This is a genomic window from Streptomyces sp. NPDC015346, assembly GCF_043078785.1.
Lineage (GTDB): Bacteria > Actinomycetota > Actinomycetes > Streptomycetales > Streptomycetaceae > Streptomyces.
Map to the genome: position 1 here is coordinate 958,782 of NZ_JBIBTW010000001.1, position 26,293 is coordinate 985,074.

Here is a 26,293-nt window from a genome sequence, read left to right on the forward strand (position 1 = left end):
CGACACGGGGCGGCGGAACGGGGTCGTGCACCGGCCGGCACGGGGGTGCAACGGGGGACCGCACGGGGGACACGGGGGTGTTCACGGGGGGTGCGGAAACGTCGGACGGCGAGGCTCGGGGGGATCGAGCCTCGCCGTCCGGCGTATGCGCGTGTCCTCGCGGACGCGGCTAGCGGCCGCCGACCCGGCCGTGCAGGAGCCGGGACAGCGCACTGTGCACGTCGTCGATGGAGCGCTCGCGCTGGAAGGCCTGCCAGTCCAGGGCGGCCACCAGGACCATCCCGACCAGCGCCGCCGCCGTGAGGGGGATGTCGATCTCCTCGCTCAGTTCGCCGGCTTCGACGGCCTCGCGCAGCACGCCCTCCACCACCGCGACCGCCTGCTGACGGACGACCAGGAGGGTTTCGTTCCATGCCCTGTTCGTGCGCCAGAGCTCGGCCACGTACAGCTGGGTGAAGGCGGGGTACCGGTCGATGAAGACCAGGCCCGCCCGGATCATCGCGTCCAGCGCGTCGACCCGGCTCCCGCCCCGCCGGGCGGTCTCCTCGGCCGCCTCCCGGAGGGAGGCGGTGAGCAGCCCCACGCCGTGCCGCAGCAGTTCCTCGAAGAGCTCGGTCTTGCTCTTGAAGTTGTAGTAGACCGTGCCCTTCGCCACGCCCGCGCGCTCCGCGATCTCGTCCACCGTCGTCGCCGAGAAGCCCTGCTCGGCGATGAGCGTGACGGCGGATTCGTAGAGCTTCGCGCGCGTGGCCTGGCGTCTGGTGCTGCTGCTGTCCATGGGCTCGATTCTCACAGGTCTCAGAGACTCAGTTCCGGGTGGAGCCGGTCCAGGGTCCACACCTGCTTGCGCCGCGCGGAGAGCGCCGTCAGCGCCAGCGCGCCCACGGTGAACGCGGTCAGGACGGCGACCGCCTGCCAGACCGGCCCGATCCCGCCGCCGGTGATCAGCCGGCGCAGCGACTCGACGACGTAACTCATGGGCAGGAAGGGGTGGATCGCGTTGAAGAAGCCGGGGCTGGTCTGGACGGGGTACGTGCCGCCCGCCGAGGTCAGCTGGAGCATCAGCACGGCGAGGACCAGGATCCGCCCCGCCGCCCCGAAGCGGGCGTTGAGCCACTGGATGATCGCCGCGAAGCAGCAGGTCACCAGCGCCAGGAAGCCGACCGTCCCGGCGGCCCTAGCCATCTGCAGGCCGAGCCCCCAGTGCAGGACGGACATCAGCGCCGCGACCTGGAGCAGTCCGATCGCCGCGACGGGCAGCCAGCCGGCCAGCGCGATCCGCCAGGCCGAGGCGCCGGCGGCGAGGGCGCGCCGGTTGAGCGGCTGGATGAGCATGTACGCCACCATGGCGCCGACCCAGAGGGAGAGCGGGATGAAGTACGGGGCGAAGCCGGTGCCGTAGTTGGGCGCCTTGTGGAGCGACTGGGAGGCCAGCTCCACCGGGTCGGCCATGACTTCCGTACGGCGGTCCCGGTCCTGCTTGTCGTAGTCGGGGATCTTGGTGACACCGTCGTGGAGACCGGTGGCCAGCTCGCCCGATCCGTCGGCCAGCTTGAACAGGCCGCCGTCGAGGTCTCCCGCGCCCTTCTTGAGCTTGCCGACACCGGTGTCGAGGCTGACGGAGCCGGTCCTGGCACTGCTGAGACCGGTGTGGAGCTCGTCGGCGCCCTTGGCCACCTTCTGGGCGCCCGTGTTGAGCTTGTTGATCTTCGCGACGGCGCCTTCGAGGTCCTCCTCCAGGTTCGGAGCGGCCTTGTGCAGGTCCTCGGCCTGCTTCTGCAGCGTGGCGAGCTGCCCGTCGAGCTTCTTCAGGTCGCCGTCGCTGTCCTTGGTCAGCTCGTGCAGGTCGTCGGCGATCTTCGCCACGTCGTCGGCCGTGACCTTGGCCTCCTTGAGGGCCGGGCAGGCCTTCGGGTCCGGCAGCGGGTTGTCCACGCACTGCTCGCGGTGGACCTTCTCCAGCTTGTCGTCGGCCAGGTGGGCGGCGCTGCGGGCGACCGGCGCGCGCTTGACCAGGTCGTCCAGGTTGTGCCGGACGGCCGCGGCGGAGTCGGCGACCAGCTTGGCGGTGTCGCCGATCGTCCTGCCGTTGTTCTTCAGGTACGGACGGATCTTCGCGGCCTTGCCGTTGACCTTGTCGGCGAGCGCCTGCGTGCCGTTCGCCACCTGCCGTGAGCCGGTCTCCAGCTCACCCGCGCCCTTGTCGAGCTTCTTCAGGCCGGTGGCCAGGTCGCCGCTGCCCTTCTTGGCGTCCTTCAGGCCGCCGGCCAGGCTCTCGGAGCCCTTCTTGGCCTTGTCCACGCCCTCCTTGATCTCACCGGCGCCCTTGGCCGCCTTGGCGGTGGCGTCGTGGATGTCGGAGAAGGAGATGAAGATCCTGTCGAGGAACGAGCGGGAGGACTTGGTGGAGGCGGCGGTGCGGACCTCGGAGAAGACCGTGCGGGAGATCTGCCCGACGATGTAGTTGTTCGCGTCGTTCGTACGGACCTGCAGGGCGCCGGTCTCCGGGGCGTCGCCGGAGCTGGAGGCGATGCGCGTGCTGAAGTCGCCGGGCATGGTCAGGGAGAGGTAGTACGTCCCGTCCTCCACGCCCTCGCGCGCCTCGGCGTCGCTCACCTCGTGCCACTCGAAGACCTTGCTCTCCAGCAGGCCCCGGGAGATGTCGTCGCCGGCGTTGATCCTCCTGCCGTCGGCGGTGGCGCCCTTGTCGTCGTTGACGAGCGCGACGGGTATCCGGTCCAGCCTGCTGTACGGGTCCCAGAAGGACCAGAGGTACAGCGCGCCGTACAGCAGCGGCAGCAGCAGGATCGCGACGAGCGCGGCGCGTGGCAGCTTCCCCCTGCCGAACCGCTTCAGCTCAAGCGCGGCCAGTTTCGGCGAGCGCATCGGCTTCCCCCTCCTCGGTGGTGTCTTCCTCGGTCGCGGCGGTCTCGTCCGGGGCCGGGTTCTCCGGTGCTTCCGGGGCTTCCGGTGCCTCGGGGGCTTCCAGGGCCTCCGGGGCCTCCGGGGCAGGGCCGGTGGTGACGCGCAGGGCCCGCTCCGGGGCCTCGCTGCACACGGCCAGCACCGTCGTGCCGGCGTCGGCGATCGACCGCAGCAGCGTCCACGCCTCGGCCCGGGCGTCGTCGGAGAGCTTCAGGTCGGTGTCGTCCAGGGCGAGCAGCCGGGGCCGGCCGATCAGGGCGAGCGCGACGGACAGGCGCAGGGCCTCCAGCCGCTCCAGGTCCCGTACGGAGGTCCGCTCGGCCTTCGGCAGGGCGGCCAGGTCGAGCCCGGCCGTCTCCAGGGCCTCCGCGATCCGGGCCCGTGTCGTCGCGGCCCGCTCGGCCGGGCGACGCAGCAGGGCCCGGACGGAGCCGTCGTAGCGCCGCTGGAGCAGCGCGCGCTCGCGCAGGTGCTCGGCGACGGTGAAGGCCGGGTCCAGGTCGCTGACCCCGGGCACCGGCCCGAGCGCGCTGATCCGCCGTACCGCCGCCATCTTGCGGGGCAGGCGCAGTCCGGCGACCTCGGCGTGGCCCTCGTGGGGCTTCATGCGGCCGGTGAGCGCGAGCAGCAGACACGTGCGGCCCGAGCCGGACGGCCCCTCGATCGCGACGAGCGAGCCCGGCTCCGCCCGGAAGCCCACCTCGCGGAAGACCCAGCCGCGCGGCCCCTTCAGCCCGAATCCGTCCGCGACGACGGCGGCGCCGCGCGGCTCCTCCGAGTGCGCTTCCACGGACCCACCCCCACTTCCCCAGCGTTCCCGCTTTTGAACTGACCAGTCAGTGCAAAAACTTACCCCCGAATCCGCGATCACGGCAAAAGGCCAGGTCAGGGCGATTGTCAGTGGTGCCCTTCACGATGGACACATACGGACACAGCGCCGTCACACGACGACAGGAGGCTCGTCATGGCCAGCTCCTCCGCAGCAGCCGCGGCCCGGCGCCGCACCGCCGGCCGCCCCGCGCCCGCACTGCCCGGACCCGCGTCCGACGTCCACCCCGTCCCGCGCCGCTCCTCCGCGCCGCCCGCCGCCCTCGACCTGCTCGCCCAGGCCCGCACCGGCCTCGACGAGGCCGCGGCGCTCGACGTGGCCAACGAGCGGTATGCCACCGCCCACCTCGCAGCGCTGCGGACCGCCGCCGCCGTGCTCGCCGCCCGTGGCAGGCCCGAGAACAATCCGCGCAAGCGGGCCCGGATCAGGAGCGCCTGGGAGGTGCTCCCCGAGATAGCGCCCGAGCTGACCGAATGGAGCGCCCTGTTCGCCTCGGGGGCCGGCCGCCGGGCCCGGGCGGAGGCGGGCATACCCGGCGCGGCGAGTCACCGGGACGCCGACGACCTCGTCCGGGACGCCGCGATGTTCCTGCGCCTGGTCGAGCGGCTCCTCGTCCTCCAGCCGGTGCTGCCCCGCCAGAGCGGCGCCGGCGAGGCGGCGGGCTGAGCGACATGACCGGGGCAGGTCACCCGAGGCCATAGGGTGGGAGGGTTCGTGCACCGTCACCGAGGAGTCAACAGCCGTGTCGGACCCTTCCCCTGTCTTCGGTCGGGAGACGTCGTCGCGCCCGTCGCGCGCCTCCCTGCGTACCGCCGTCGTCTGGGACGTCCTCAAGGACGCCCTCGACCGCCGGGCCAAGGCCACCGGGAAAGACACCCTCGACGTCCTCGACACCGGCGGCGGCTCCGGGAACTTCGCGGTGCCGGTGGCGCGCCTCGGCCACCGCGTCACAGTCGTCGACCCCAGCCCGAACGCCCTCTTCGCGCTGGAGCGCCGGGCCGCCGAGGCCGGCGTCGCCGACCGCGTCAGCGGGGTGCAGGGAGACATCCGCGGCCTGTTCGAGGTCGTCGAGCGCGAGGCGTACGACGTGGTGCTCTGCCACGGCGTCCTGGAGTACGTCGACGACCCGGCCGAGGGCGTACGCAACGCGGTCGCCGCGCTGCGGCCCGGAGGCGCGCTGAGCCTGCTCGCCGCGGGCGTCGGCGGCGCCGTCCTCGCCCGCGCCCTGGCCGGGCACTTCACCGAGGCCAGGACCGCCCTCGACGACCCGGCGGGACGCTGGGGCGACGGAGACCCGGTGCCCCGGCGCTTCACCGCGGAGCAGCTCACGGAGCTGGCGGGCGAGGCCGGTCTGGAGGTCGGCGCCGTGCACGGCGTCCGGGTCTTCGCCGACCTGGTGCCCGGCGCGCTGGTCGACACCGAGCCGGGGGCCGCCGAGGCCCTGCTCAAGCTGGAGGCGGCCGCCGCCGAGCTGCCCTCCTTCCAGGCGATCGCCACCCAGTTGCACGTCCTCGGAGAGAAGCGGGCCTGACAACCCGCCCGGCCGCACGGGCCGGGCGAGGACCCGCGAGGGGCCCGCACCGGGCTGATCAGCGGCGCAGCCGCACATGGAGTACGCCACAGGCCCCCCGATCGAGGACTTCGCCCCGTATGATCGGGGGACACCATCCGGCATGACAGGCAGGGTGCTGGGGAATCAACGCCTCAGCAACCGAACCGCATGGCGGCCCGGATTGGCGATTAGGCGTTGAGGGCGGGTTTCACGGGGGCGATTCCCTGCCTATCCTGAAAGGGCCGCATCCCGGTCGCCCCCGCGACCGACGACTAGGAGGACTCCGTGCCGCTCTCGGAGCACGAGCAGCGAATGCTCGAGCAGATGGAGCGAGCGCTGTACGCCGAAGATCCCAAGTTCGCGACAGCGCTCGAGGGAAGCGGACTGCGTACGTACACCCGGCGACGGGTCTACCAGGCAGTCGCCGGCTTCCTGGTGGGTATCGCGCTCCTCATGGCTGGAATGGTCGCTCAGCAGATCTGGATCAGCGTGGTGGGGTTCCTCGTCATGCTGGGCTGCGCGGTCCTGGCGGTCACCGGATGGCGCAAGGCGCCCAAGCCGGGCGAGCAGCAGCAGGCGAGTGGCGGAGAGGCGGCCGGCGGCCGTCAGCCCCGTCAGCGTCGCTCCATGATGAACCGGATCGAAGAACGGTGGCAGCGCCGCCGGGACGAACAGCAGGGCGGCGGCCACTGACGGCCCCCTGAGACAGGGCCTCTTGGGCCCCTACCCGACCCCGAGCCCCGCAGGCCGGCGCCGTAAAGGCGCGTGTGCGGTCGGGGTGAAACGCCCGCCTCCCCAGGCGCCCGTGAGGCGGAGGGGGAGGCGAGGGTGGTCGGCGAACGCCCGTCGAAGCGTTCGCCGACCACCTCACCCCAGCCCTCAACCCCGCTGGCGCGACACCCGGCGGAAGGCACCCGTCAGGCGGGCCGTCGTCTCGTCGCGGCGGGACGACCAGGCGGCCGTCAGCCGTGCCCAGCCGGCCGATGCCGCCCACACCACCCGGACGGCCGAGCGCGGCGCCAGCAGTGCCCGCAGCCGGGCCCGGCGGCCCGAGACCTGCTGGAAGCCCGCCCGGACGAGAGCGACCTCCTCCACCAGGCCGGCGCCCGGGCGCGGTCGCGGGGCGTAGAGGACCTGCTCGACCGAGCGGGCCACCCGGTGCACCGCGTTGGCGGCCTCGCCGTCCAGGGCGCCCAGGCGGACGATCCGCGCCGCCGTCTTCCGGGGCGTCCGCGACTCGTCCGGCCGGACCCCGTGGTCCCAGGCGGTGTCGTTGATCTCCTGCCAGGCCGCCAGCGTCCTGGCCACCGCGTCCTCGGCGGTACGGCCCGGGGAGCCGAGCCGCCGGGTCCGTACCCGCGTACGCCAGAGCAGGGGGAGCAGCGGCAGCAGCAGAACCACCGCCACCCCCAGACAGATCAGGACCACCGTCAGCGGATTCGGCCCGTCACCGCCCGCCGAGGCACCGGCCGCCGCCGCGTCGGGACCGCACTCGCCCAGGCGGCGCGACTGCGGAGGACAGCTGTCCGAGGCGCTCGGCACGGCCGACGGCAGCGCCGATGCGCTGGTCTCCGGCCGCGCGGAGCCGGACGCCGAACCGCTCGGAGTCTGCGGCCGGGTGTAGTCCGGTGTGGAGCCCCGCGTCGGCGTCGGCTCGAACCGCAGCCAGCCCGCGCCCTCGAAGTACAGCTCCGGCCAGGCGTGCGCGTCCCGGATGCCGACCGACACCGTGCCGTCGGACTGCGGGGTGCCGGGCATGAAGCCGACCGCGACCCGGGCCGGGATGCCCAGCGACCGTGCCATCGCCGCCATCGAGAACGAGAAGTGGACGCAGAAGCCTTCCTTCTGCTGAAGGAAGCGGGAGATCGCCTGCACTCCCGTACCGGACTCGACCTCCACGTCGTAGCGGAACCCGCCGTCGGTGGCGAACCAGTTCTGGAGCTTCACGGCCCGTTCGTAGTCGTTGCGCGCGCCCCGGGTGACCTCCAGCGCTTTCGACTTCACGTCGGCGGGCAGCGAGTCGGGGACCCGGGTGTACTCCGCGAGCAGCTTGGCCGGCGCCGACGGCGCACCCGACAGCTGCTCGCCCGTCGGCCGCACGTCCAGGCTGGTCACCGTGTACCGGGCGCCGCGGGTGTTCTGCTTGTCGTCGCCGACAAGCATCCGCCCGGCCGGCTCGTAGCGCCAGCGGCCGCCGATCTCGACCTTGACGGCCGGATAGGGCATCGGCAGCCACTTCTGCTCGTACGTCGTGGAGGCGACGAAATTGCCGGTCACCTCCGTCGTACGGACCTGCCGGCCGAGGCCGTCCGGCGTCGGCAGCCGTTCCGGGACGTCCTGGATCGGGCGGACCGACGACTTCCACGAGGTGCCGTCGAACTGGTCGAGCGCCACGAGCCGCAGATACATGCCGCTGGTGTCGGTCGCGTTGGTCCGGTAGCGGAGCACCTCGCGGTCCTCGGGCTGGCGGAGGTTCTCCTGGAGCGACACGAGCGGGTTCACCGCCGAGATCGTGCCGCCCTTGCCGCTCTCGCCCGGGCCTTCGCCCGCACCGCCGAAGAGACCGCCGGTCAGCCCCGGCAGCACGGCGGGGACCACCAGCGCGACGCCCATGGCGACCACGCCGATCCGCCGGCCGGTCCGCACCGGGGCGAGCGCCTGCCCGCCGCCGGCCGCGCCCGTCGACCCGCCCCCGGCGCGCGGCGCGCCACCGAAGACACGGCCCCACTGCGAGAGCCGGTCCCGGCTCTCCGCCAGCAGAAGCAGGAGGTAGCCCGTGGCGGCGAGGAGGAACCAGAGCCAGCTCGCGCCGCCCTCCGAGAGGCCCGCGGCCACCGAGTACAGCGCGAGCAGCGGCAGTCCGGCGGGGGCCGCGCTGCGGAAGGTCACCGCGAGCGTGTCCACCAGGAGACCGATCACCAGCACGCCGCCGACCACCATCAGCCGGATGCCCTCGGTGTCCGGCGCCGGGATCGCGTACCTCCCGATGTCGTCGGCCCCTGCCTCGAAGAGCGCGGCGAACCGCCCGAAGGCCTGCGGCCCCGGCAGGAACCACAGCAGCGCCTGCTCCCGGGCGAAGACGAAGGTCAGCGCGAGCAGGGTCGCCACGGCCTGCGCCGCGATCGTCAGCGGTCGGGCCAGCGGCACCCGCCGGGTCAGCACGCCGACCCCGCTCTGCACCGCCAGCAGGAATGCGGCGGTGAAGATCCACGTCGCCGGCCGCACCAGCGGAAGGAGCGCGCCCGCCGCCGTCAGCGTGGCGGCGAAGGCGCCCAGCGTCAGCCGCGCGCGGCCGCTCATGACCAACCTCCGTACGTCTCGCCCGCGGTGGTCTCCGCGCGCATCCCGCCGGCCTGCTGCCACAGCTCCGCGAGCCGGGCCCCCGGCTCCACGGCCAGCGCCGTCCAGCCGGCCTCCCGCAACTGCCGCAGCCGCTCCCCGACCGCACCGGCGACCGCGCCCCCGGTCAGCCAGGTCCCTGAGTCCAGGACGAACGCCACGGCCGCGCCGCTGCGCTGCCGCATCCGGGCGGCCACCGCCGTCTGCTCCTCGTCGATGTCGCCGAGGAAGGCGATCAGCAGGCCCTCGTTGCCGCCGCGCAGCACGTCGTAGGCGCGCGAGAGACCGGCCCCGTCGGAGTGGTCCACGACGGCGAGGGTGTCCATCATCAGTCCGGCCGCCTCGGCCGAGTCCTGCGTCGCACCGGCGAAGCCCTCGGCGCCCTCGGCGGGCACCGCGCTGCCGGTGTCGGTGAGCAGCCGCACGGAGAAGCCCCGCTCCAGCATGTGCACCAGGGCCGAGGCCGCGCCCGAGACCGCCCACTCGAAGGCGGAGTCGGGGCCCGCGCCCTGGAAGGCGATCCGGCGGGTGTCGAGCAGTACCGTGCAGCGGGCCCGCTGGGGCTGCTCCTCGCGGCGGACCATCAGCTCGCCGTAACGGGCGGTGGAGCGCCAGTGGACCCGGCGCAGGTCGTCACCGTGGCGGTAGGTGCGCGGGATGACGTCGTCGTCCCCGGCCAGCGCGAGCGAGCGCTGCCTGCCGTCGCCGTACCCCGCCGCCTCGCCGATCAGCTTCACCGGCGGCAGCGGTTCGGTCCGCGGGACGACGGTGAGCATGTCGTACGCGCTGAAGGAGCGGGTCAGCTCGCACATGCCGAACGGGTCGTTCAGCCGCAACTGGAGCGGGCCCAGCGGAAAGCGTCCGCGCAGGTCGGAGCGGACCCGGTACGACACCTCGCGCCGGCCGCCCGCCTCGACCCGGTCCAGGACGAACCGGGGCCTCGGCCCGAGCATGTACGGGACGTGGTCCTGGAGCATCAGCAGCCCGGTGGGCAGCCGGGAGACGTTGTCCATCCGCAGATGGACGCGGGCCTCGGAGCCGACCGGCACCCGGTGCGGGGAGAGCCGGCGGCTGGTCGCGACCCGGTAGCGGGTGCGGAAGAGCACCCCGACGCAGATCAGCGGCAGCACGGCGAGCAGCAGCCCGACGCGCAGCAGATCGCCCTGCCCGAGCACGTAGGCGCAGACCGCGGCGGCGACACCGGCGGCGAGGAAGGACCGGCCCCGGGTGGTGAGCCCGCTCAGCGCGGCCCGCAGGCCGCCCCGGTCCTCTCCCGGCCGGGCGTCCAGGTCGTCGTCGCTCCGCTGCCCGGGCGGTGCGGCGGCGGTCGTCATCACAGCTGCCGGATGCCGGGCTGCTGCTGGCCGTAGAGCGGGCCGGCGGGCGGCGCCGCGGCGGGGACGGGGGTGCGCTGCAGGATGTCCAGGACGACCTGCTCGGCGGTACGCCGGTTCAGCTGGGCCTGCGCGGTGGGCAGCAGACGGTGTGCCAGGACCGGTACGGCCAGGGCCTGGAGGTCGTCGGGCAGGACGTACTCGCGGCCGCTGAGCGCGGCGGAGGCCTTCGCGGCGCGCAGCAGGTGGAGCGTGGCGCGCGGGGAGGCGCCGAGTCTCAGGTCCGCGTGGGTACGGGTCGCGGCGACGATGTCCACGGCGTACCGGCGCACGGCGTCGGCGACGTGCACGGCGCGCACCGCGTCGATCAGCTTGACGATGTCATGGGCGTGCGCCACCGGCTGCAGGTCGTCGAGCGGGTTGACCGCGCCGTGCACGTCGAGCATCTGCAGCTCGGCCTCGGGGCTGGGGTAGCCGATCGAGACACGGGCCATGAACCGGTCGCGCTGGGCCTCGGGGAGCGGGTACGTGCCCTCCATCTCCACCGGGTTCTGGGTGGCCACCACCATGAACGGGCTCGGCAGCTCGTAGGTCTGCCCGTCGACGGTGACCTGCCGCTCCTCCATGGACTCCAGGAGCGCCGACTGCGTCTTCGGGGAGGCGCGGTTGATCTCGTCGCCGATCACGATCTGGGCGAAGATCGCGCCCGGCTTGAACTCGAAGTCCCGCCGCTGCTGGTCGAAGATCGACACACCCGTGATGTCCGACGGCAGCAGGTCGGGGGTGAACTGGATGCGGCGCACCGAACAGTCGATGGACCGCGCCAGCGTCTTGGCCAGCATCGTCTTGCCGACGCCGGGGACATCCTCGATCAGAAGATGTCCCTCGGCGAGCAGCACGGTCAGCGAAAGCCGTACGACCTCAGGCTTGCCCTCGATCACACCCTCCACCGACCTGCGGACACGCTCCGCTGTGGTGGTCAGATCTGTGAGGCTCGCTCGATCGTCATAGGTCGTCACCCGGCCCTCCTCGGCCCTTCCGTAAACACCGACACCTGCCCCCGCGCACGCTCCGGGGGGTGTCACCCGAGCATTCTTGTTGCCGTGGCCGGGTCGTGTCACTTGCCTGTGGACAAGTGCGGGTGTTATGCCGGGTTTCGCCGGGTCAGGCGGGGTCGATCTCGCGGAGAAGACCCGTGGTCACGTCGAAGACAAAGCCCCGGACGTCGTCCGTGTGCAGCAGGAACGGCGAGGTCCGCACGCGCTGCATCGACTGCCGGACGTCCTGGTCGACGTCGCGGAAGGACTCGACGGCCCACGCGGGACGCTGGCCGACCTCCATCTCCAGCTCGTGCCGGAACTCCTCGGTGAGCGATTCCAGGCCACATCCGGTGTGGTGGACCAGCACCACGCTGCGCGTCCCGAGCGCCCGCTGGCTGATGGTGAGGGAACGGATCACGTCGTCGGTGACCACACCGCCCGCGTTGCGGATGGTGTGACAGTCACCCAGCTCCAGGCCGAGAGCGGCGGGCAGATCGAGGCGGGCGTCCATGCAGGCCACCACGGCGACGTTCAGGGCGGGCTTCGCGCCCAGGCCCGGGTCGGTGAAGCGGGCCGCGTAACGCTCGTTGGCCTCGACAAGACGGTCGGTGACCGTCCCGCCCGTCCGTATCGCGTCGGCGGGGGCGGCGGAGGAGTGCGCAGAGGTCGACATGTCTATGAAGGTAACGGGCACCTGGCCTCCGGGCCCGCTGTGAGAGCGGACAAAGAACGTCAATGAGCCTTGTTGTGAGCTAACCCACAGGCGTGAGAAGACCGGGCCCATCCGGGTGAGACGCCGGGATCGCCCCGCTCCGCCCGGCGGCCCGCGCGACGCGCCAGCCGGTTGATTGACCGCCGGGACCAGTGGACTAAAGTGACGCGAAGTTCACGGAGACATTGAGCGTTATCAGCAGTTTCTCCCCCGCGTGTGCGGCGGTACGTACGGCTCGGCCTCCTCCCGCTCGCCGGCCGGCCGATGCGCCCCCTTGGCGGCGCCGGCCGGTCGCTTCCCCTTCAGCGAGCGGGCGGGGACCCGGTGGTACGTACCGGCCGCGCCGAATCTGAGAGGGCGCATTGAGCAACGACCGACACGTCCCGGTGATGCTCCAGCGGTGCCTGGACATGTTGGCCCCCGCCCTGGAGCGCCCCGGAGCGGTGGTCGTCGACTGCACCCTGGGTCTCGGCGGCCACAGCGAGGCCCTCCTGGAGCGGTTCCCCGAGGCGCGCCTCGTCGCCCTCGACCGGGACAAGGAGGCCCTGCGGCTCTCCGGCGAGCGGCTCGCCCGCTTCGGCGAGCGCGCCACGCTCGTCCACGCCGTCTACGACGAGCTGCCCGAGGTCCTCGAGAGGCTCGGCATCCCCAAGGCGCACGGCATCCTCTTCGACCTGGGCGTCTCCTCCATGCAGCTCGACGAGGCCGACCGCGGCTTCGCCTACGCGCAGGACGCCCCGCTCGACATGCGCATGGACCAGACGACCGGCGTCAGCGCGGCGGAGGTCCTCAACACCTACCCGCCCGGCGAACTGGTCCGCATCCTGCGGGCGTACGGCGAGGAGAAGCAGGCCAAGCGGATCGTCTCCGCGATCGTGCGCGAGCGCGAGAAGGAGCCCTTCACCAACAGCGCCCGCCTCGTCGAGCTGATCCGGGACGCCCTCCCGCAGGCGGCCAAGCGCACCGGCGGCAACCCGGCCAAGCGCACCTTCCAGGCGCTGCGCATCGAGGTCAACGGCGAGCTGACCGTACTGGAGCGGGCGATCCCGGCGGCCGTGAAGGCGCTCGCGGTGGGCGGCCGGATCGCCGTCCTGTCGTACCACTCGCTGGAGGACCGGCTGGTCAAGCAGGTCTTCGCGGCCGGCGCCGCGAACACGGCCCCGCCCGGCCTGCCGGTCGTACCGGAGCAGTACCAGCCCCGTCTGAAACTGCTCACCCGCGGCGCCGAGCTCCCCACGGAGCAGGAGATCGCCGAGAACCGCCGCGCCGCGCCCGCGCGTCTTCGCGGAGCGGAGCGCATCCGGGAGGACGAGCCCTCGTGAGCGAGGGACGCGGGGCCACCGGCCACCGGCCGGCCGGACCGCGGACGACGACGGTGCCCGCGCCTGAGCGCCGCGCGGGCGGAGGCGGAGAAGGGATCGGGGGCGAACGGTGACGACGAAGGGGCCGCTCAAGGGCAGGGCCGCGCGGCTCGGGCGGCTCATGCCGTCGGGGCCCAGCACCGCTGCCCGTACTCCCTTCGTCCTGCTCGTCGTGCTCCTGCTCGGCGGCGGCCTCATCACCCTCCTGCTGCTGAACTCCGCCCTCAACCAGGGCTCGTTCAAGCTGCGCGACCTCAAGAACCGGACCACCGAGCTCACCGACCAGGAGCAGGCCCTCCAGCGGGACGTGGACGACCGCTCCGCGCCCGACGCGCTGGAGCGGCGGGCCCGCGAGCTGGGCATGGTCCCGGGCGGCAGCCCCGCCTTCCTCGATCCGGACGGCACGGTCCGGGGCAAGCCCTCCAAGGCGTCCTCGCCCGAGCCCGACCCGGCCCCGACCGCGACGGACACCCCGCCGCCGGCGCCTCCGGTCGCCCTTCCCGTGACACCGCCCGCCTCCCCGCCCCCGGCCGGGAGCGCACCCCAGAACACCGCCCCCGACGCGACCGCTCCCGACGCGATCACCCCTGACGCGGCCGCCCCCGACGCGCCCACGACGTCCGCGCCCGCGACCACCGTGCCCGACCCGACGACCTCCGGCAGGTGACCGAAGTGCCCCCCAAGGAGCCCCCGCGCCGGGTGCCAGGCCCCGCCCGGCCCGCCCGCCCCCGGCCCTCCGCGGGCCGCCCCGCGCAGCCCGCCCGGCCGGCCCCGCGCCGTACCACCCGGCCGTCCGCCTCCCGGCCGTCCGCGCGGCCCAGGGTGCGCACCATCCGGCTCGGCAGCCCCAAGCCCCGGCTCCGTCTCGTCTCCCTCGGACTGACCCTCGTCATGGTGGCGTTCGTCCTCCGCCTGCTCCAGGTCCAGGCCGTCGACGCCAGCGCGCTCACCGCGAAGGCGGAGGCCCACCGCTACCAGGAGTACACGCTCTCCGCCGACCGCGGCGAGATCACCGACCGCGCCGGGATCGCCCTGGCCGCCAGCGTCGACGCGTACGACATCACGGCCGACCCCAAGCTCTTCACCCCCGAGGAGAGCAAGATCCGGGACGCCCCCGAGCAGGCCGCCGCCCTCCTCGCACCGCTCCTCGGCAAGGAGCCCGCCGAGCTCGCCAAGAAGCTCCGCACCCCCAAGTCCCGCTACACCCTGCTCGCCCGCAAGCAGACCCCGCAGGTCTGGAACCAGATCAAGGACCTCAAGAAGGTCTACGAGCGGAAGGCCAAGCCCGCCCAGGGCGGCAACGGGATCAATCTGCTCGGCGGCATCCTCAGCGAGCCCTCCACCAAGCGGGTCTACCCCAACGGCGAACTCGCCGCCGGGATACTGGGTTACGTCAACGCCGAGGGCCGCGGCGCCGGCGGCCTCGAGTCCATGCTCGACAAGGAGCTGGCCGGCAAGGACGGCAAGATCAGGTTCGCCCAGTCCGGCGGGCGGCGGGTCCCCACCGCCGGGTCCGAGGGCACCCCGGCGGTGCCCGGCTCCGACATCGAGCTGACCATCGACCGGGACATCCAGTGGGCCGCCCAGAAGGCCATCACCGAACAGGTGACGAAGTCCCGGGCCGACCGCGGCTACGTCATCGTGCAGGACACGAAGACCGGCGAGGTCCTCGCCATGGCCAACGCCCCCGGATTCGACCCCAACGACCTCTCCGCTGCCAACGCCGCCGCGATGGGCAACGCGGCCCTCCAGGACGCCTACGAACCCGGCTCCACCAGCAAGGTCATGTCCATGGCCGCCGTCCTGGAGGAGGGCGTGGCGACCCCCGACACCCACGTCACCGTCCCCAACCGGCTGCACCGCGGCGACCGGCTCTTCAAGGACGACGTCGACCACCGCACCTGGTACCTCACCCTCAACGGCGTCCTCGCCAAGTCCAGCAACATCGGCACGATCCTGGCCACCGGCCAGCTCGGCGGCACCCAGGCCGAGTCGAACCGGGTCCTCCACTCGTACCTGCGCAAGTTCGGCATCGGCAGCCCCACCGGGCTCGGATACCCGGGTGAGACCCCCGGGATCCTGGCCAAGCCCCAGGACTGGTCGACCTCGCAGCAGTACACGATCCCCTTCGGCCAGGGCCTGTCCGTCAACGCCATGCAGGCCGCCTCGGTCTACTCGACCATCGCCAACGGCGGCGTACGGATCGAGCCCACGCTCGTCCGCGGCACCAAGGGACCCGACGGACGGTTCACCCCCGCCCCCGAGCCGCGGCAGACCCGGGTGGTGAGCGAGAAGACCGCCAAGACCCTCGCGCAGATGCTGGAGTCCGTGGTCGGCGACGAGGAGGGCACCGGCACCAAGGCCCGCATCCCCGGCTACCGCGTCGCGGGCAAGACCGGAACAGCCAACCGCGTCGACCCCGAACTCGGCCGCTACAAGGGGTACACCGCCTCCTTCGCGGGCTTCGCGCCCGCAGACAACCCGCGGATCACCGTCTACTGCGCCATCCAGAACCCCACCAAGGGGGACTACTTCGGCGGCCAGATCTGCGGTCCCATCTACAAGAAGGTCATGGAGTTCGCGCTCAAGACGCTCCACGTCGCCCCGACGGGCAGCGAGCCCGCCCGGATGCCGGTGACCTTCAAGGCCAGTGAGTGACACTCGGGAGCACCAGTGACAACGATCACCCCCGATTCCGGGAACCGGAAATCGAACTCCGGCGACGCCCGGGCCTCTTTTGGCCCCGCGGCGGGTGGGCCCGGTACGCTCACCGCCGTGCCACACGCTGATCAGTACCGAACCACGCCGCCCCGCCCGGAGCAGGCCCGCCCCACACCCCTGGGCGACCTGGCCGCCCGGCTCGGGATCGAGTCGCCCGGCGGCGGCCCTGTCGACGTCACGGGCATCACCCACGACTCGCGGGCGGTACGCCCGGGGGACGTGTACGCGGCCCTGCCCGGCGCCCGGCTGCACGGCGCGGACTTCGCCGACCAGGCCGCGGGCCTCGGTGCCGCCGCCGTCCTCACCGACCCGGCCGGCGCCGAACGCGCCGCCGCGACCGGCCTGCCGGTCCTGGTCGTCGAGGACCCGCGCGGCCGCATGGGTGAGCTCGCCGCCGAGATCTACGGCCGGCCCGGAGAGGACCTGCTCCAGATCGGCATCACCGGCACCTCCGGCAAGACCACCACGGCCTACCTCGTCGAGGGCGGCCTCAAGGCGGCCGGCCGCCGGTCCGGGCTCATCGGCACCGTCGAGATGCGGATCGGCGACGAGCGCATCAAGTCGGAACGTACGACCCCCGAAGCCACCGACCTCCAGGCCCTCTTCGCCGTCATGCGCGAGCGCGGGGTCGACGCGGTCGCCATGGAGGTCTCCAGCCACGCCCTCGTGCTCGGCCGGGTCGACGGCTGCGTCTTCGACGTCGCCGTCTTCAACAACCTCAGCCCGGAGCACATGGAGTTCCACTCCGACATGGAGGACTACTTCGCCGCCAAGGCGCGGTTGTTCACCCCGGAGCGCAGCAGAAGGGGCGTGGTGAACCTCGACGACGCCTACGGCCGCAGGCTCGCGAAGGAGGCCCCCGTCCCGGTCGTCACCTTCTCCGCCGAGGGCAACCCGGACGCCGACTGGCGCGCCGAGGACGTCGAGCTGGGCGCCTTCGGCTCGACCCTCACCGTCGTCGGCCCCGAGGGCGAGCGGTTCCCCGCCACCGCCCCGCTGCCCGGCCCGTTCAACGTCGCCAACACCCTCGCCGCGATCGTCACCCTCGCCGTCGCCGGGCTCGACCCCCGGACCGCCGCCGAGGGCGTCGCCGCCGTCCCCGGCGTCCCCGGCCGCCTGGAGCGCGTCGACGCCGGCCAGCCCTACCTCGCCGTCGTCGACTACGCCCACAAGACGGACGCCGTCGAATCGGTCCTGCGCTCCCTGCGCAAGGTCACCGAGGGCAAGATCCACATCGTGCTCGGCTGCGGCGGCGACCGGGACACCACCAAGCGCGGTCCGATGGGCGCCGCCGCGGCGCGCCTCGCCGACACCGCCGTACTGACCTCGGACAACCCCCGCTCCGAGGACCCCCTCGCGATCCTCGCCGCGATGCTCGCGGGCGCCGCCGAAGTGCCGGCCCACGAGCGCGGCGACGTCCTGGTCGACGCCGACCGGGCCGCGGCCATCGCCGCGGCCGTGGCCCGCGCCCGGCCCGGCGACACCGTGCTCGTCGCCGGCAAGGGCCATGAGCAGGGCCAGGACATCGCCGGGGTGGTCCGCCCCTTCGACGACCGCCAGGTCCTGCGCGAAGCGATTGAACGCAGCCTCAAGAACAGTCAGGGATAAGTTGTGATCGCCCTCTCCCTCGCCGAGATCACCGAAATCGTCGGCGGGCAGTCGTACGACATACCGGATCCGTCCGTCCGGATCACCGGCCCCGTCGTCATCGACTCCCGTGAGGTGACGCCCGGCAGCCTCTTCGTCGCCTTCGCCGGCGAACAGGTCGACGGCCACGACTACGCGGCACGCGCCGTCGAGGCGGGCGCGGCAGCCGTCCTGGCCGCCCGCCCCGTCGGCGTACCCGCCATCGTCGTGGACGACGTCCAGGCGGCGCTCGGCGCCCTCGCCCGGAGCGTCGTCGAACGCCTGGGCACCGATGTCGTCGCCCTCACCGGCTCGGCGGGCAAGACCTCCACCAAGGACCTCATCGCGCAGGTCCTGCAGCGGCACGCGCCGACCGTGTGGACGCCCGGCTCGCTCAACAACGAGATCGGACTCCCGCTGACGGCGCTGAGCGCGAGCGACGAGACCCAGCACCTGGTCCTCGAGATGGGCGCCCGCGGCATCGGTCACATCCGCTACCTCACCGGACTGACCCCGCCGCGCATCGGACTCGTCCTGAACGTGGGCACCGCCCACATCGGCGAGTTCGGCGGCCGCGCCCAGATCGCCCAGGCCAAGGGCGAACTCGTCGAGTCCCTCCCACCGGCCGAGAAGGGTGGAGTGGCGGTCCTCAACGCCGACGACCCGCTCGTCCGGGCCATGGCCACCCGGACCCACGCGCGCGTGACCCTGTTCGGAGAGGCCGAGGACGCCGACGTACGTGCCGAGAATGTCCGGCTCACAGAGAACGGACAGCCCTCTTTCAGGCTTCACACACCCACCGGGTGCAGTGACGTGACCTTGCGCCTGTACGGTGAGCACCACGTGTCGAACGCGCTCGCCGCGGCCGCCGTCGCCCATGAGCTGGGCATGCCCGTCGAGGAGATCGCCACCGCGCTCTCCGAGGCGGGCACCCTGTCGCGCTGGCGCATGGAGGTCACCGAGCGTCCGGACGGCGTGACGATCGTCAACGACGCCTACAACGCGAACCCCGAGTCCATGCGAGCCGCTCTGCGCGCGCTCGCGGCCATGGGACGGGCCGCACAGGCCCAGGGGGGCCGCACGTGGGCGGTGCTCGGCAAGATGGCCGAGCTCGGTGACGATTCGCTCGCCGAGCACGACGCGGTCGGACGGCTGGCCGTCCGGCTCAACGTCAGCAAGCTCGTCGCGGTCGGGGACAGGGAAGCGTCCTGGCTGCAACTGGGCGCATATAACGAGGGTTCGTGGGGTGAGGAGTCGGTGCACGTGTCCGACGCGCGGGCGGCGGTCGACCTGTTGCGCAGAGAGCTGCGTCCGGGAGACGTCGTGCTGGTGAAGGCTTCGAGGTCGGTCGGGCTCGAGCGGGTCGCCCTGGCCCTCATCGACCCCGAGAGCGAGGTCTCGGGCCGATGAGGCAGATCCTCTTCGCGGGGGCCATCGGGCTCTTCCTGACCCTGATCGGGACTCCGCTGCTCATCAAGCTCCTCGCCCGCAAGGGGTACGGGCAGTTCATCCGGGACGACGGCCCGCGCGGCCACGCCGGGAAGAAGGGCACGCCCACCATGGGCGGCATCTCCTTCATCCTGGCCACGCTCATCGCGTACGCGCTCGCCAAGGTCATCACCGGTGAGGACCCGACGTACTCCGGTGTGCTGGTCCTCTTCCTGATGGCCGGCATGGGCCTGGTCGGCTTCCTCGACGACTACATCAAGATCGTCAAGCAGCGGTCGCTGGGTCTGCGGGCCAAGGCGAAGATGGCCGGCCAGCTCATCGTCGGCATCGCCTTCGCGGTGCTCGCCCTGCAGTTCAAGGACATGCGAGGACTGGCCCCGGCCTCCACGAAGCTCTCCTTCATCGCCGACTTCGGCTGGTCCATCGGACCGGTGCTGTTCGTGGTCTGGGCCCTCTTCATGATCCTGGCCATGTCCAACGGCGTGAACCTGACGGACGGTCTGGACGGCCTGGCCACCGGCGCGTCGGTGATGGTCTTCGGCGCGTACACCTTCATCGGGCTGTGGCAGTTCCAGGAGTCCTGCGCCAACGCGATGGACCTGACCAACCCCAACGCCTGCTTCGAGGTGCGCGATCCGCTCGACCTCGCGGTCGTCGCCTCCGCGCTGATGGGCGCCTGCTTCGGCTTCCTGTGGTGGAACACCTCGCCCGCCAAGATCTTCATGGGTGACACCGGCTCGCTGGCCCTCGGCGGCGCGCTCGCCGGTCTCGCCATCTGCTCCCGTACGGAGCTGCTCCTCGCCCTGCTCGGCGGCCTGTTCGTCCTGATCACCATGTCGGTGGTCATCCAGGTCGGTTCGTTCAAGATGACCGGGAAGCGCGTCTTCCGGATGGCGCCGCTCCAGCACCACTTCGAACTCAAGGGGTGGTCCGAAGTCCTCGTGGTGGTCCGGTTCTGGATCATCCAGGGCATGTGTGTGATCGTCGGCCTCGGACTCTTCTACGCGGGATGGGCATCCGAAAAGTGAGCTGGAACGGCAAGAGGGTCACCGTCGCGGGTCTGGGCGTCAGCGGCATTCCCGCCGCCCGGGTCCTGCACGGCCTCGGCGCGGTCGTGACCGTCGTGAACGACGGCGACGACGAGCGCTCCCGGGAGCAGGCGGCCGCGCTCGAAGCGGAGGGGATCACCGTCCGCCTCGGCGACGGGGCGACCCTGCCCGAAGGCACCGAGCTGATCGTCACCACGCCGGGCTGGCGGCCCGACAAGCCGCTGTTCGCGGCCGCCGCCGAGGCGGGCGTCCCGGTCTGGGGCGACGTGGAGCTCGCCTGGCGGCTCCGCGACACCCCGTCGGGACGGGCTCCGGCCCCCTGGCTCGCCGTCACCGGCACCAACGGCAAGACCACGACCGTGCGGATGCTCGCCTCCATCCTGGAGGCGGCCGGGCTGCGGACCGCGGCCGTCGGCAACATCGGGGTCTCCCTCCTCGACGCCGTCCTCGGCGACGAGGCGTACGACGTCCTCGCCGTCGAACTCTCCAGCTACCAGCTCCACTGGGCGCCGTCCGTGCGCGCCCACTCGGCCGTCGTGCTCAACCTGGCGCCCGACCACCTCGACTGGCACGGCTCCATGGAGGCCTACGCCGCCGACAAGGGCCGCGTCTACGAGGGCAACCAGGTCGCCTGCGTCTACAACGTCGCCGACAAGGCGACCGAGGACCTGGTCCGCGAGGCCGACGTCGAGGAGGGCTGCCGGGCCATCGGCTTCACCCTGGGCACCCCGGGACCCTCCCAGCTCGGCGTGGTCGAGGGCATCCTCGTCGACCGGGCCTTCGTGGAGAACCGGCAGAAGCAGGCCCAGGAGCTCGCCGAGGTCGCGGACGTGAACCCGCCGGCCCCGCACAACATCGCCAACGCGCTCGCCGCGGCCGCCCTGGCCCGCGCCTTCGGCGTCGAGCCGAAGGCCGTACGGGACGGACTGCGCGCCTTCCGGCCCGACCCGCACCGCATCGAACTGGTCGAGGAGATCGAGGGCGTCACGTACGTCGACGACTCCAAGGCCACCAACACCCACGCGGCCGAGGCCTCGTTGGCGGCCTACGACCCGATCGTCTGGATCGCCGGCGGCCTCGCCAAGGGCGCGACCTTCGACGAGCTGGTCCAGAAGTCGGCGAAGCGGCTGCGGGGGGTCGTGCTGATCGGCGCCGACCGCGCGCTCGTCCGCGAAGCCCTGGCGCGACACGCCCCCGAGGTACCGGTGGTGGACCTCGACCGGACCGACACTGGGGCGATGTCCGCGGCGGTCCAGGAGGCGGCCGCGCTCGCCCGGCCGGGGGACACGGTCCTGCTGGCCCCGGCCTGCGCCTCGATGGACATGTTCACCAACTACAACAAGCGGGGCGAGGCGTTCGCGGACGCGGTCCGCGCCCTCGCCGCGACCGGGCACGCCTGACCTGCCCCAGCGACAGGTCCGGCGGAGCCGGGCACGACTGGAGGGGACAGCGACCATGCCGAGCAGAACCGCCGGGACTCGTCGGCCCTCCGCCGTACGCGGCGGAGGCCGCCTTCCCGCGCCTCCGCGGCGCCCCAGCGGCGAATCGGTACGGCGGACGTACGAGCGGGCGCGCCGGGCCTGGGACCGGCCTCTGACGGCGTACTACGTGATCCTCGGCGCGGGGCTGCTCATCACCACGCTCGGCCTCGTGATGGTCTACTCGGCGTCCATGATCACGGCGCTGCGGTACGACCTCGTGCCGTCGTACTTCTTCCGCAAGCAGTTCTTCGCCGCGGTCCTCGGCACCGGGCTGCTCCTGGTGGCCTCCCGGATGCCGGTCAAGCTGCACCGGGCGCTCGCGTACCCGATCCTGGTCGGCGCGGTCTTCCTGATGGTGCTCGTCCAGATCCCCGGGATAGGGCGTGCGGTCGGCGGCAACCAGAACTGGATCTCCCTGGGCGGACCGTTCATGCTGCAGCCCAGCGAGTTCGGCAAGCTGGCGCTGATCCTGTGGGGGGCCGACCTGCTCGCCCGCAAGCAGGACATGAAACTTCTCACCCAGTGGAAGCACATGCTGGTGCCGCTGGTCCCGGGTGCCTTCCTGCTGCTCGGGCTGATCATGCTGGGCGGCGACATGGGGACGACGATCGTCCTCACCGCGATCCTCTTCGGCCTCCTGTGGACGGCCGGCGCGCCCACCCGGCTCTTCGTCGGGGTGCTCACCGTCGCCGGGACGATCGGCTTCCTGCTGATCAGGACCAGCGAGAACCGGATGAAGCGGTTCGCCTGCATCGGCGCCACCGACCCCGGCGGAGAGGGCGCCCCCTGCCTCCAGGCGGCGCACGGGATCTATGCTCTGGCCTCGGGCGGATGGTTCGGTTCCGGACTGGGTGCCAGTGTGGAAAAATGGGGCCAACTGCCCGAGGCGCACACCGACTTCATCTTCGCCGTCACCGGGGAGGAACTGGGTCTGGCGGGGACGCTGTCGGTGCTCGCCCTGTTCGCGGCTCTAGGCTATGCGGGTATCCGCGTGGCCGGACGCACGGAGGACCCCTTCGTGAGGTACGCCGCGGGAGGCGTGACCACCTGGATCACGGCGCAGGCCGTGATCAACATCGGTGCGGTGCTCGGTCTGCTGCCGATCGCCGGAGTCCCGCTCCCGCTGTTCTCCTACGGGGGGTCGGCCCTGCTGCCGACCATGTTCGCCGTCGGGCTCCTGATCGCCTTCGCGCGACAGGAACCCGCCGCGAAAGCGGCCCTGGCCATGCGGCGCCCCGGCTGGGGCAAGCGGGCCGGGGTGAGATGGAAGTCGATGCGACGGCGCGTCAAGAAGCGTCCGTCCGGAGAGCGGTGAATTTCGGTGCATGTCGTACTCGCCGGCGGGGGGACCGCCGGCCACATCGAGCCCGCGCTCGCCCTCGCGGACGCCCTGCGGAGGCAGGACCCGAGCGTGGGAATCACGGCGCTCGGCACGGAGAAGGGTCTGGAGACCCGGCTCGTGCCCGAGCGGGGCTACGAATTGGCCCTCATCCCCGCCGTACCGCTGCCACGCAAGCCCACCCCGGAGCTGATCACCGTCCCCGGGCGGCTGCGCGGCACCATCAAGGCCGCCGAGCAGATCCTGGAGCGCACGAAGGCCGACTGCGTGGTCGGCTTCGGCGGCTACGTGGCGCTGCCCGGCTACCTCGCCGCCAAGCGCCTCGGGGTGCCGATCGTCGTCCACGAGGCCAACGCGCGGCCGGGCCTGGCCAACAAGATCGGCTCGCGGTACGCGGCCGGGGTCGGCGTCGCCACGCCGGACTCCAAGCTCCGTAACGCCCGTTACATCGGCATCCCGCTGCGGCACTCCATCGCCACCCTGGACCGGGCCCGGGTCCGGCCCGAGGCGCGCGCCGCCTTCGGTCTCGACCCGAACCTGCCGACCCTGCTGGTCTCCGGCGGCTCGCAGGGCGCGCGCCGGCTCAACGAGGTCATCCAGCAGATCGCCCCGGTGCTCCAGCGCTCGGGCATCCAGATCCTGCACGCGGTCGGCCCGAAGAACGAGGTGCCGCGGGTCGACAACATGCCCGGGATGCCGCCGTACGTCCCGGTACCGTACGTGGACCGGATGGACCTCGCGTACGCCGCCGCCGACATGATGCTCTGCCGCGCGGGCGCGATGACCGTCGCCGAGCTCTCCGCCGTCGGGCTGCCGGCCGCCTATGTCCCGCTGCCCATCGGCAACGGCGAACAGCGGCTCAACGCCCAGCCGGTGGTCAAGGCCGGCGGTGGTCTGCTGGTCGACGACGCGGAGCTGACGCCGCAGTGGGTCCAGGGCAACGTCCTGCCCGTGCTCGCCGACCCGCACCGGCTGTACGAGATGTCCCGGGCCGCCGCCGAGTTCGGCCGCCGGGACGCCGACGACCTCCTCGTCGCCATGGTGTACGAGGCGATCAACGCCCGCCGCCAGGCATAAGGAACCTGGCGAGCGAGCCGAAGGGGCGCGGCGGCTGCCGAAAGGGAGAACGCGCACAGGCCGCGAGGAACGAGCGGCCGAGCACGATCGACCGTCGGCAGACGCTCAAGCGCCCCGGAGGCGAGCCGAGCCCTAAAAAAGAAGGCAGGGGAACCTGGTGGCAGCTGGGCCGACGACCGCTGAGAAGGACGGTGCGAGCAAGCCGAAGGGGTCGTCGGGACGGCCGTCCCGTACGGGTACCCGGAGCGGTCGCTTCCGGGTGCCCGGGCCGCGGGTCCTTCTGGTCGCCCTGGCCGTTCTCGCGATCACGGCCGGCGGACTCTGGGCGTTCTACGGCTCCTCCTGGCTGCGTGTGGAACATGTGAAGACTTCCGGCACGCGGGTTCTGACAGTCCGTGAGGTGGAGGCGGTGGCCGCCGTCCCGATCGGATCCCCGCTCGTCTCCGTCGAAACGGAAGCGATCGAAGCACGGCTTCGGCAGAAATTGCCCCGCATCGACACGGTGGAGGTCGTGCGGTCCTGGCCGCATGGAATCGGTCTGAAAGTGACGGAACGGCAGCCGGTTCTGGTGGTGGAGAAGGGCGGAAAGTTCACAGAAGTGGACTCCACCGGAACCCGTTTCGCCACGGTGGACAAAGCCCCCCCAGGCGTACCGAAACTCGTTCTGGCCGCCGCCTCCTCGCCGAGCCTGCGGCGCTTCGACGCGGACCGGCTGCTGCTCGAAGCGGTACGCGCGACGGGCGAACTCCCCGAGAAAGTCGCCCGGGACACTCGTGTCGTCCGCGTCACCTCGTACGACTCCCTCACCCTGGAGCTCCGCGGGGGCCGCACGGTCTTCTGGGGCAGCGCCGAGGCCGGCGCCGTCAAGGCGCGGGTCCTGACGGCGCTGATGAAGGCGATGCCCAAAGCGGGGCACTTCGATGTAAGCGCCCCCACGGCCCCGGCGGCGTCCGGGAGTTGACGCCCATCGCCGCTGGCCAGCACCCTGGTTGGCCAGCGCTACGGGTGATCACATAGGGTGAAAAGAAAAACGGGAGGTTCGGCGTGTTCGTTGAACGTGCGCCACTTGTCGACTTAGTGTCCTGTTCGGAAGAGTCCAGCGAACAGAGACACTGGTAACCCTAAACTTCAACGTTAGGGTTTGGGTCGGCGTTTCGGACCGTCCCATCGGCATCCGTCGTCGCAGCGCGACTACCACCGCGAAGCGGCGACACGTAACTCGAGGCGAGAGGCCTTCGACGTGGCAGCACCGCAGAACTACCTCGCAGTCATCAAGGTCATCGGTGTCGGCGGCGGTGGTGTCAATGCCATCAACCGAATGATCGAGGTCGGTCTCAAGGGCGTCGAGTTCATCGCGATCAACACCGACGCGCAAGCGCTGTTGATGAGCGACGCCGACGTCAAGCTCGACGTCGGCCGTGAACTCACCCGTGGCCTCGGGGCCGGGGCGAACCCGGCAGTCGGTCGCAAGGCGGCAGAGGACCACCGTGAGGAGATCGAGGAGGTCCTCAAGGGGGCCGACATGGTCTTCGTCACCGCAGGCGAAGGCGGCGGCACCGGCACCGGCGGCGCACCCGTCGTGGCCAACATCGCGCGCTCGCTCGGCGCCCTGACGATCGGTGTGGTCACCCGGCCGTTCACCTTCGAGGGACGCCGTCGGGCCAACCAGGCGGAGGACGGCATCGCCGAGCTCCGCGAAGAGGTCGACACCCTCATCGTCATCCCGAACGACCGCCTGCTCTCGATCTCGGACCGCCAGGTCTCCGTGCTCGACGCGTTCAAGTCGGCCGACCAGGTGCTGCTGAGCGGTGTGCAGGGCATCACCGACCTCATCACCACCCCCGGCCTGATCAACCTCGACTTCGCCGACGTCAAGTCGGTCATGTCCGAGGCCGGTTCCGCCCTCATGGGCATCGGCTCCGCCCGCGGCGACGACCGCGCGGTGGCCGCCGCCGAGATGGCGATCTCCTCGCCGCTCCTGGAGGCGTCCATCGACGGCGCCCGTGGCGTGCTGCTCTCCATCTCCGGTGGCTCGGACCTCGGTCTCTTCGAGATCAACGAGGCCGCGCAGCTGGTGAGCGAGGCCGCCCACCCCGAGGCCAACATCATCTTCGGCGCCGTCATCGACGACGCCCTGGGCGACGAGGTACGGGTCACCGTCATCGCGGCCGGCTTCGACGGCGGCCAGCCGCCGACCCGCCGGGACAACATCCTCAGCTCGGCCTCCGCCAAGCGCGAGGAGCCGGCCCCGGCGCCGCGCGCGAACGAGAACCCGCGCCCCCTCGGCGGCCTCGGCACCGTCGCCCCGCGGGACGAGCCGGCCGCCCCGGCCGAGCCGGTCCCGGCGGTCAACGAGACCTCGCTGCCTCCGGCCACCCCGCCGGTGGTCCCGACGGCCCGGCCGTACCCGGACACCGCGGCCGAAGAGCTGGATGTCCCGGACTTCCTGAAGTGATAGA

Annotated in this window: 21 protein-coding genes; 14 read left to right on the top strand and 7 right to left on the bottom strand. The window is 72.1% G+C overall.

Annotated features, from left to right (window positions below; translation table 11 throughout):
• Positions 1 to 169 precede the first annotated feature (169 nt).
• From ACF06X_RS04365 to ACF06X_RS04375, 3 genes are read right to left on the bottom strand one after another with little or no spacing between them, the layout of a single operon-like run.
• Positions 170 to 778, bottom strand: a complete 609-nt coding sequence (locus tag ACF06X_RS04365; RefSeq protein WP_392285636.1) for a TetR/AcrR family transcriptional regulator — start codon at positions 776 to 778, stop codon at positions 170 to 172.
• A gap of 20 nt (positions 779 to 798) precedes the next feature.
• Positions 799 to 2,886 carry a YhgE/Pip family protein gene (locus tag ACF06X_RS04370; protein ID WP_392285637.1) on the bottom strand — a complete coding sequence of 696 codons (2,088 nt, stop codon included), beginning with the start codon at positions 2,884 to 2,886 and terminating at the stop codon, positions 799 to 801.
• Complete coding sequence (locus ACF06X_RS04375; protein ID WP_392285638.1) at positions 2,858 to 3,715, bottom strand: ATP-binding cassette domain-containing protein; 858 nt, start codon at positions 3,713 to 3,715, stop codon at positions 2,858 to 2,860. Before ACF06X_RS04375 ends, ACF06X_RS04370 begins: the two co-directional genes overlap by 29 nt.
• A gap of 174 nt (positions 3,716 to 3,889) precedes the next feature.
• On the opposite strand from ACF06X_RS04375, the gene ACF06X_RS04380 reads away from it, so the two are divergent.
• From ACF06X_RS04380 to ACF06X_RS04390, 3 genes are all read left to right on the top strand, one after another.
• Complete coding sequence (locus tag ACF06X_RS04380; RefSeq protein ID WP_392285639.1) at positions 3,890 to 4,420, top strand: SAV_6107 family HEPN domain-containing protein; 531 nt, start codon at positions 3,890 to 3,892, stop codon at positions 4,418 to 4,420.
• A gap of 76 nt (positions 4,421 to 4,496) precedes the next feature.
• A complete protein-coding gene (locus ACF06X_RS04385; RefSeq protein WP_392285640.1) occupies positions 4,497 to 5,285 on the top strand; it encodes a methyltransferase in 789 nt (262 codons plus the stop codon).
• 306 nt (positions 5,286 to 5,591) lie between these two features.
• Positions 5,592 to 5,999: a DUF3040 domain-containing protein gene (locus ACF06X_RS04390; protein ID WP_392285641.1), complete on the top strand. Its 408-nt coding sequence runs from the start codon at positions 5,592 to 5,594 to the stop codon at positions 5,997 to 5,999.
• Between the two features lie 186 nt (positions 6,000 to 6,185).
• On the opposite strand, the gene ACF06X_RS04395 is transcribed toward ACF06X_RS04390, so the two are convergent.
• The 4 genes from ACF06X_RS04395 to ACF06X_RS04410 all read right to left on the bottom strand — a co-directional run bounded on the left by ACF06X_RS04395 (position 6,186) and on the right by ACF06X_RS04410 (position 11,692).
• Positions 6,186 to 8,606, bottom strand: coding sequence for a DUF3488 and DUF4129 domain-containing transglutaminase family protein (locus ACF06X_RS04395; protein ID WP_392285642.1), 2,421 nt, complete (start codon positions 8,604 to 8,606; stop codon positions 6,186 to 6,188).
• Positions 8,603 to 9,979, bottom strand: a complete 1,377-nt coding sequence (locus tag ACF06X_RS04400) for a DUF58 domain-containing protein (protein WP_392285973.1) — start codon at positions 9,977 to 9,979, stop codon at positions 8,603 to 8,605. Before ACF06X_RS04400 ends, ACF06X_RS04395 begins: the two co-directional genes overlap by 4 nt.
• Positions 9,979 to 10,998, bottom strand: a complete 1,020-nt coding sequence (locus ACF06X_RS04405; RefSeq protein WP_158986505.1) for a MoxR family ATPase — start codon at positions 10,996 to 10,998, stop codon at positions 9,979 to 9,981. Before ACF06X_RS04405 ends, ACF06X_RS04400 begins: the two co-directional genes overlap by 1 nt.
• A gap of 145 nt (positions 10,999 to 11,143) precedes the next feature.
• Complete coding sequence (locus ACF06X_RS04410) at positions 11,144 to 11,692, bottom strand: beta-class carbonic anhydrase (RefSeq protein ID WP_392285643.1); 549 nt, start codon at positions 11,690 to 11,692, stop codon at positions 11,144 to 11,146.
• A 401-nt stretch (positions 11,693 to 12,093) separates the two neighbouring features.
• Here ACF06X_RS04410 and rsmH point away from each other — a divergent pair, with 401 nt between their 5' ends.
• The 11 genes from rsmH (at position 12,094) to ftsZ (ending at position 26,289) form a co-directional block, all read left to right on the top strand.
• On the top strand, positions 12,094 to 13,053 hold the full coding sequence (gene rsmH, locus ACF06X_RS04415) for a 16S rRNA (cytosine(1402)-N(4))-methyltransferase RsmH (RefSeq protein ID WP_392285644.1): 960 nt from the start codon (positions 12,094 to 12,096) through the stop codon (positions 13,051 to 13,053).
• A 160-nt stretch (positions 13,054 to 13,213) separates the two neighbouring features.
• On the top strand, positions 13,214 to 13,759 hold the full coding sequence (locus tag ACF06X_RS04420; protein WP_392285974.1) for a septum formation initiator family protein: 546 nt from the start codon (positions 13,214 to 13,216) through the stop codon (positions 13,757 to 13,759).
• 5 nt (positions 13,760 to 13,764) lie between these two features.
• On the top strand, positions 13,765 to 15,750 hold the full coding sequence (locus ACF06X_RS04425; RefSeq protein WP_392285975.1) for a penicillin-binding transpeptidase domain-containing protein: 1,986 nt from the start codon (positions 13,765 to 13,767) through the stop codon (positions 15,748 to 15,750).
• A gap of 15 nt (positions 15,751 to 15,765) precedes the next feature.
• On the top strand, positions 15,766 to 17,421 hold the full coding sequence (locus tag ACF06X_RS04430; RefSeq protein ID WP_392285645.1) for a UDP-N-acetylmuramoyl-L-alanyl-D-glutamate--2,6-diaminopimelate ligase: 1,656 nt from the start codon (positions 15,766 to 15,768) through the stop codon (positions 17,419 to 17,421).
• A gap of 3 nt (positions 17,422 to 17,424) precedes the next feature.
• A complete protein-coding gene (gene murF, locus ACF06X_RS04435) occupies positions 17,425 to 18,849 on the top strand; it encodes a UDP-N-acetylmuramoyl-tripeptide--D-alanyl-D-alanine ligase (RefSeq protein ID WP_392285646.1) in 1,425 nt (474 codons plus the stop codon).
• Positions 18,846 to 19,916: a phospho-N-acetylmuramoyl-pentapeptide-transferase gene (gene mraY, locus ACF06X_RS04440; RefSeq protein ID WP_392285647.1), complete on the top strand. Its 1,071-nt coding sequence runs from the start codon at positions 18,846 to 18,848 to the stop codon at positions 19,914 to 19,916. The genes murF and mraY overlap by 4 nt, the downstream gene beginning before the upstream one ends.
• Positions 19,898 to 21,337: a UDP-N-acetylmuramoyl-L-alanine--D-glutamate ligase gene (murD, locus tag ACF06X_RS04445; RefSeq protein WP_392285648.1), complete on the top strand. Its 1,440-nt coding sequence runs from the start codon at positions 19,898 to 19,900 to the stop codon at positions 21,335 to 21,337. Before mraY ends, murD begins: the two co-directional genes overlap by 19 nt.
• Positions 21,338 to 21,392: 55 nt before the next feature.
• Positions 21,393 to 22,733 (top strand): putative lipid II flippase FtsW, encoded by a 1,341-nt coding sequence (gene ftsW / locus ACF06X_RS04450; RefSeq protein ID WP_392285649.1) that lies wholly within the window; start codon positions 21,393 to 21,395, stop codon positions 22,731 to 22,733.
• 6 nt (positions 22,734 to 22,739) lie between these two features.
• Positions 22,740 to 23,834, top strand: coding sequence for an undecaprenyldiphospho-muramoylpentapeptide beta-N-acetylglucosaminyltransferase (murG, locus tag ACF06X_RS04455; protein WP_392285650.1), 1,095 nt, complete (start codon positions 22,740 to 22,742; stop codon positions 23,832 to 23,834).
• Between the two features lie 157 nt (positions 23,835 to 23,991).
• On the top strand, positions 23,992 to 24,795 hold the full coding sequence (locus ACF06X_RS04460; protein ID WP_392285651.1) for a cell division protein FtsQ/DivIB: 804 nt from the start codon (positions 23,992 to 23,994) through the stop codon (positions 24,793 to 24,795).
• Between the two features lie 279 nt (positions 24,796 to 25,074).
• Positions 25,075 to 26,289 (top strand): cell division protein FtsZ, encoded by a 1,215-nt coding sequence (gene ftsZ, locus ACF06X_RS04465; protein ID WP_392285652.1) that lies wholly within the window; start codon positions 25,075 to 25,077, stop codon positions 26,287 to 26,289.
• The last annotated feature ends 4 nt before the right edge of the window (positions 26,290 to 26,293 follow it).

Excerpts from the sequence above, each read along its gene's own strand:
- ACF06X_RS04365 (WP_392285636.1), bottom strand. The coding sequence starts at position 778 with ATGGACAGCAGCAGCACCAGACGCCAGGCCACGCGCGCGAAGCTCTAC.
- ACF06X_RS04370 (WP_392285637.1), bottom strand. The coding sequence starts at position 2,886 with ATGCGCTCGCCGAAACTGGCCGCGCTTGAGCTGAAGCGGTTCGGCAGG.
- ACF06X_RS04380 (WP_392285639.1), top strand. The coding sequence starts at position 3,890 with ATGGCCAGCTCCTCCGCAGCAGCCGCGGCCCGGCGCCGCACCGCCGGC.
- ACF06X_RS04395 (WP_392285642.1), bottom strand. The coding sequence starts at position 8,606 with ATGAGCGGCCGCGCGCGGCTGACGCTGGGCGCCTTCGCCGCCACGCTG.
- ACF06X_RS04400 (WP_392285973.1), bottom strand. The coding sequence starts at position 9,979 with ATGACGACCGCCGCCGCACCGCCCGGGCAGCGGAGCGACGACGACCTG.
- ACF06X_RS04410 (WP_392285643.1), bottom strand. The coding sequence starts at position 11,692 with ATGTCGACCTCTGCGCACTCCTCCGCCGCCCCCGCCGACGCGATACGG.
- ACF06X_RS04420 (WP_392285974.1), top strand. The coding sequence starts at position 13,214 with ATGCCGTCGGGGCCCAGCACCGCTGCCCGTACTCCCTTCGTCCTGCTC.
- mraY (WP_392285647.1), top strand. The coding sequence starts at position 18,846 with ATGAGGCAGATCCTCTTCGCGGGGGCCATCGGGCTCTTCCTGACCCTG.
- murD (WP_392285648.1), top strand. The coding sequence starts at position 19,898 with ATGGGCATCCGAAAAGTGAGCTGGAACGGCAAGAGGGTCACCGTCGCG.
- ftsW (WP_392285649.1), top strand. The coding sequence starts at position 21,393 with ATGCCGAGCAGAACCGCCGGGACTCGTCGGCCCTCCGCCGTACGCGGC.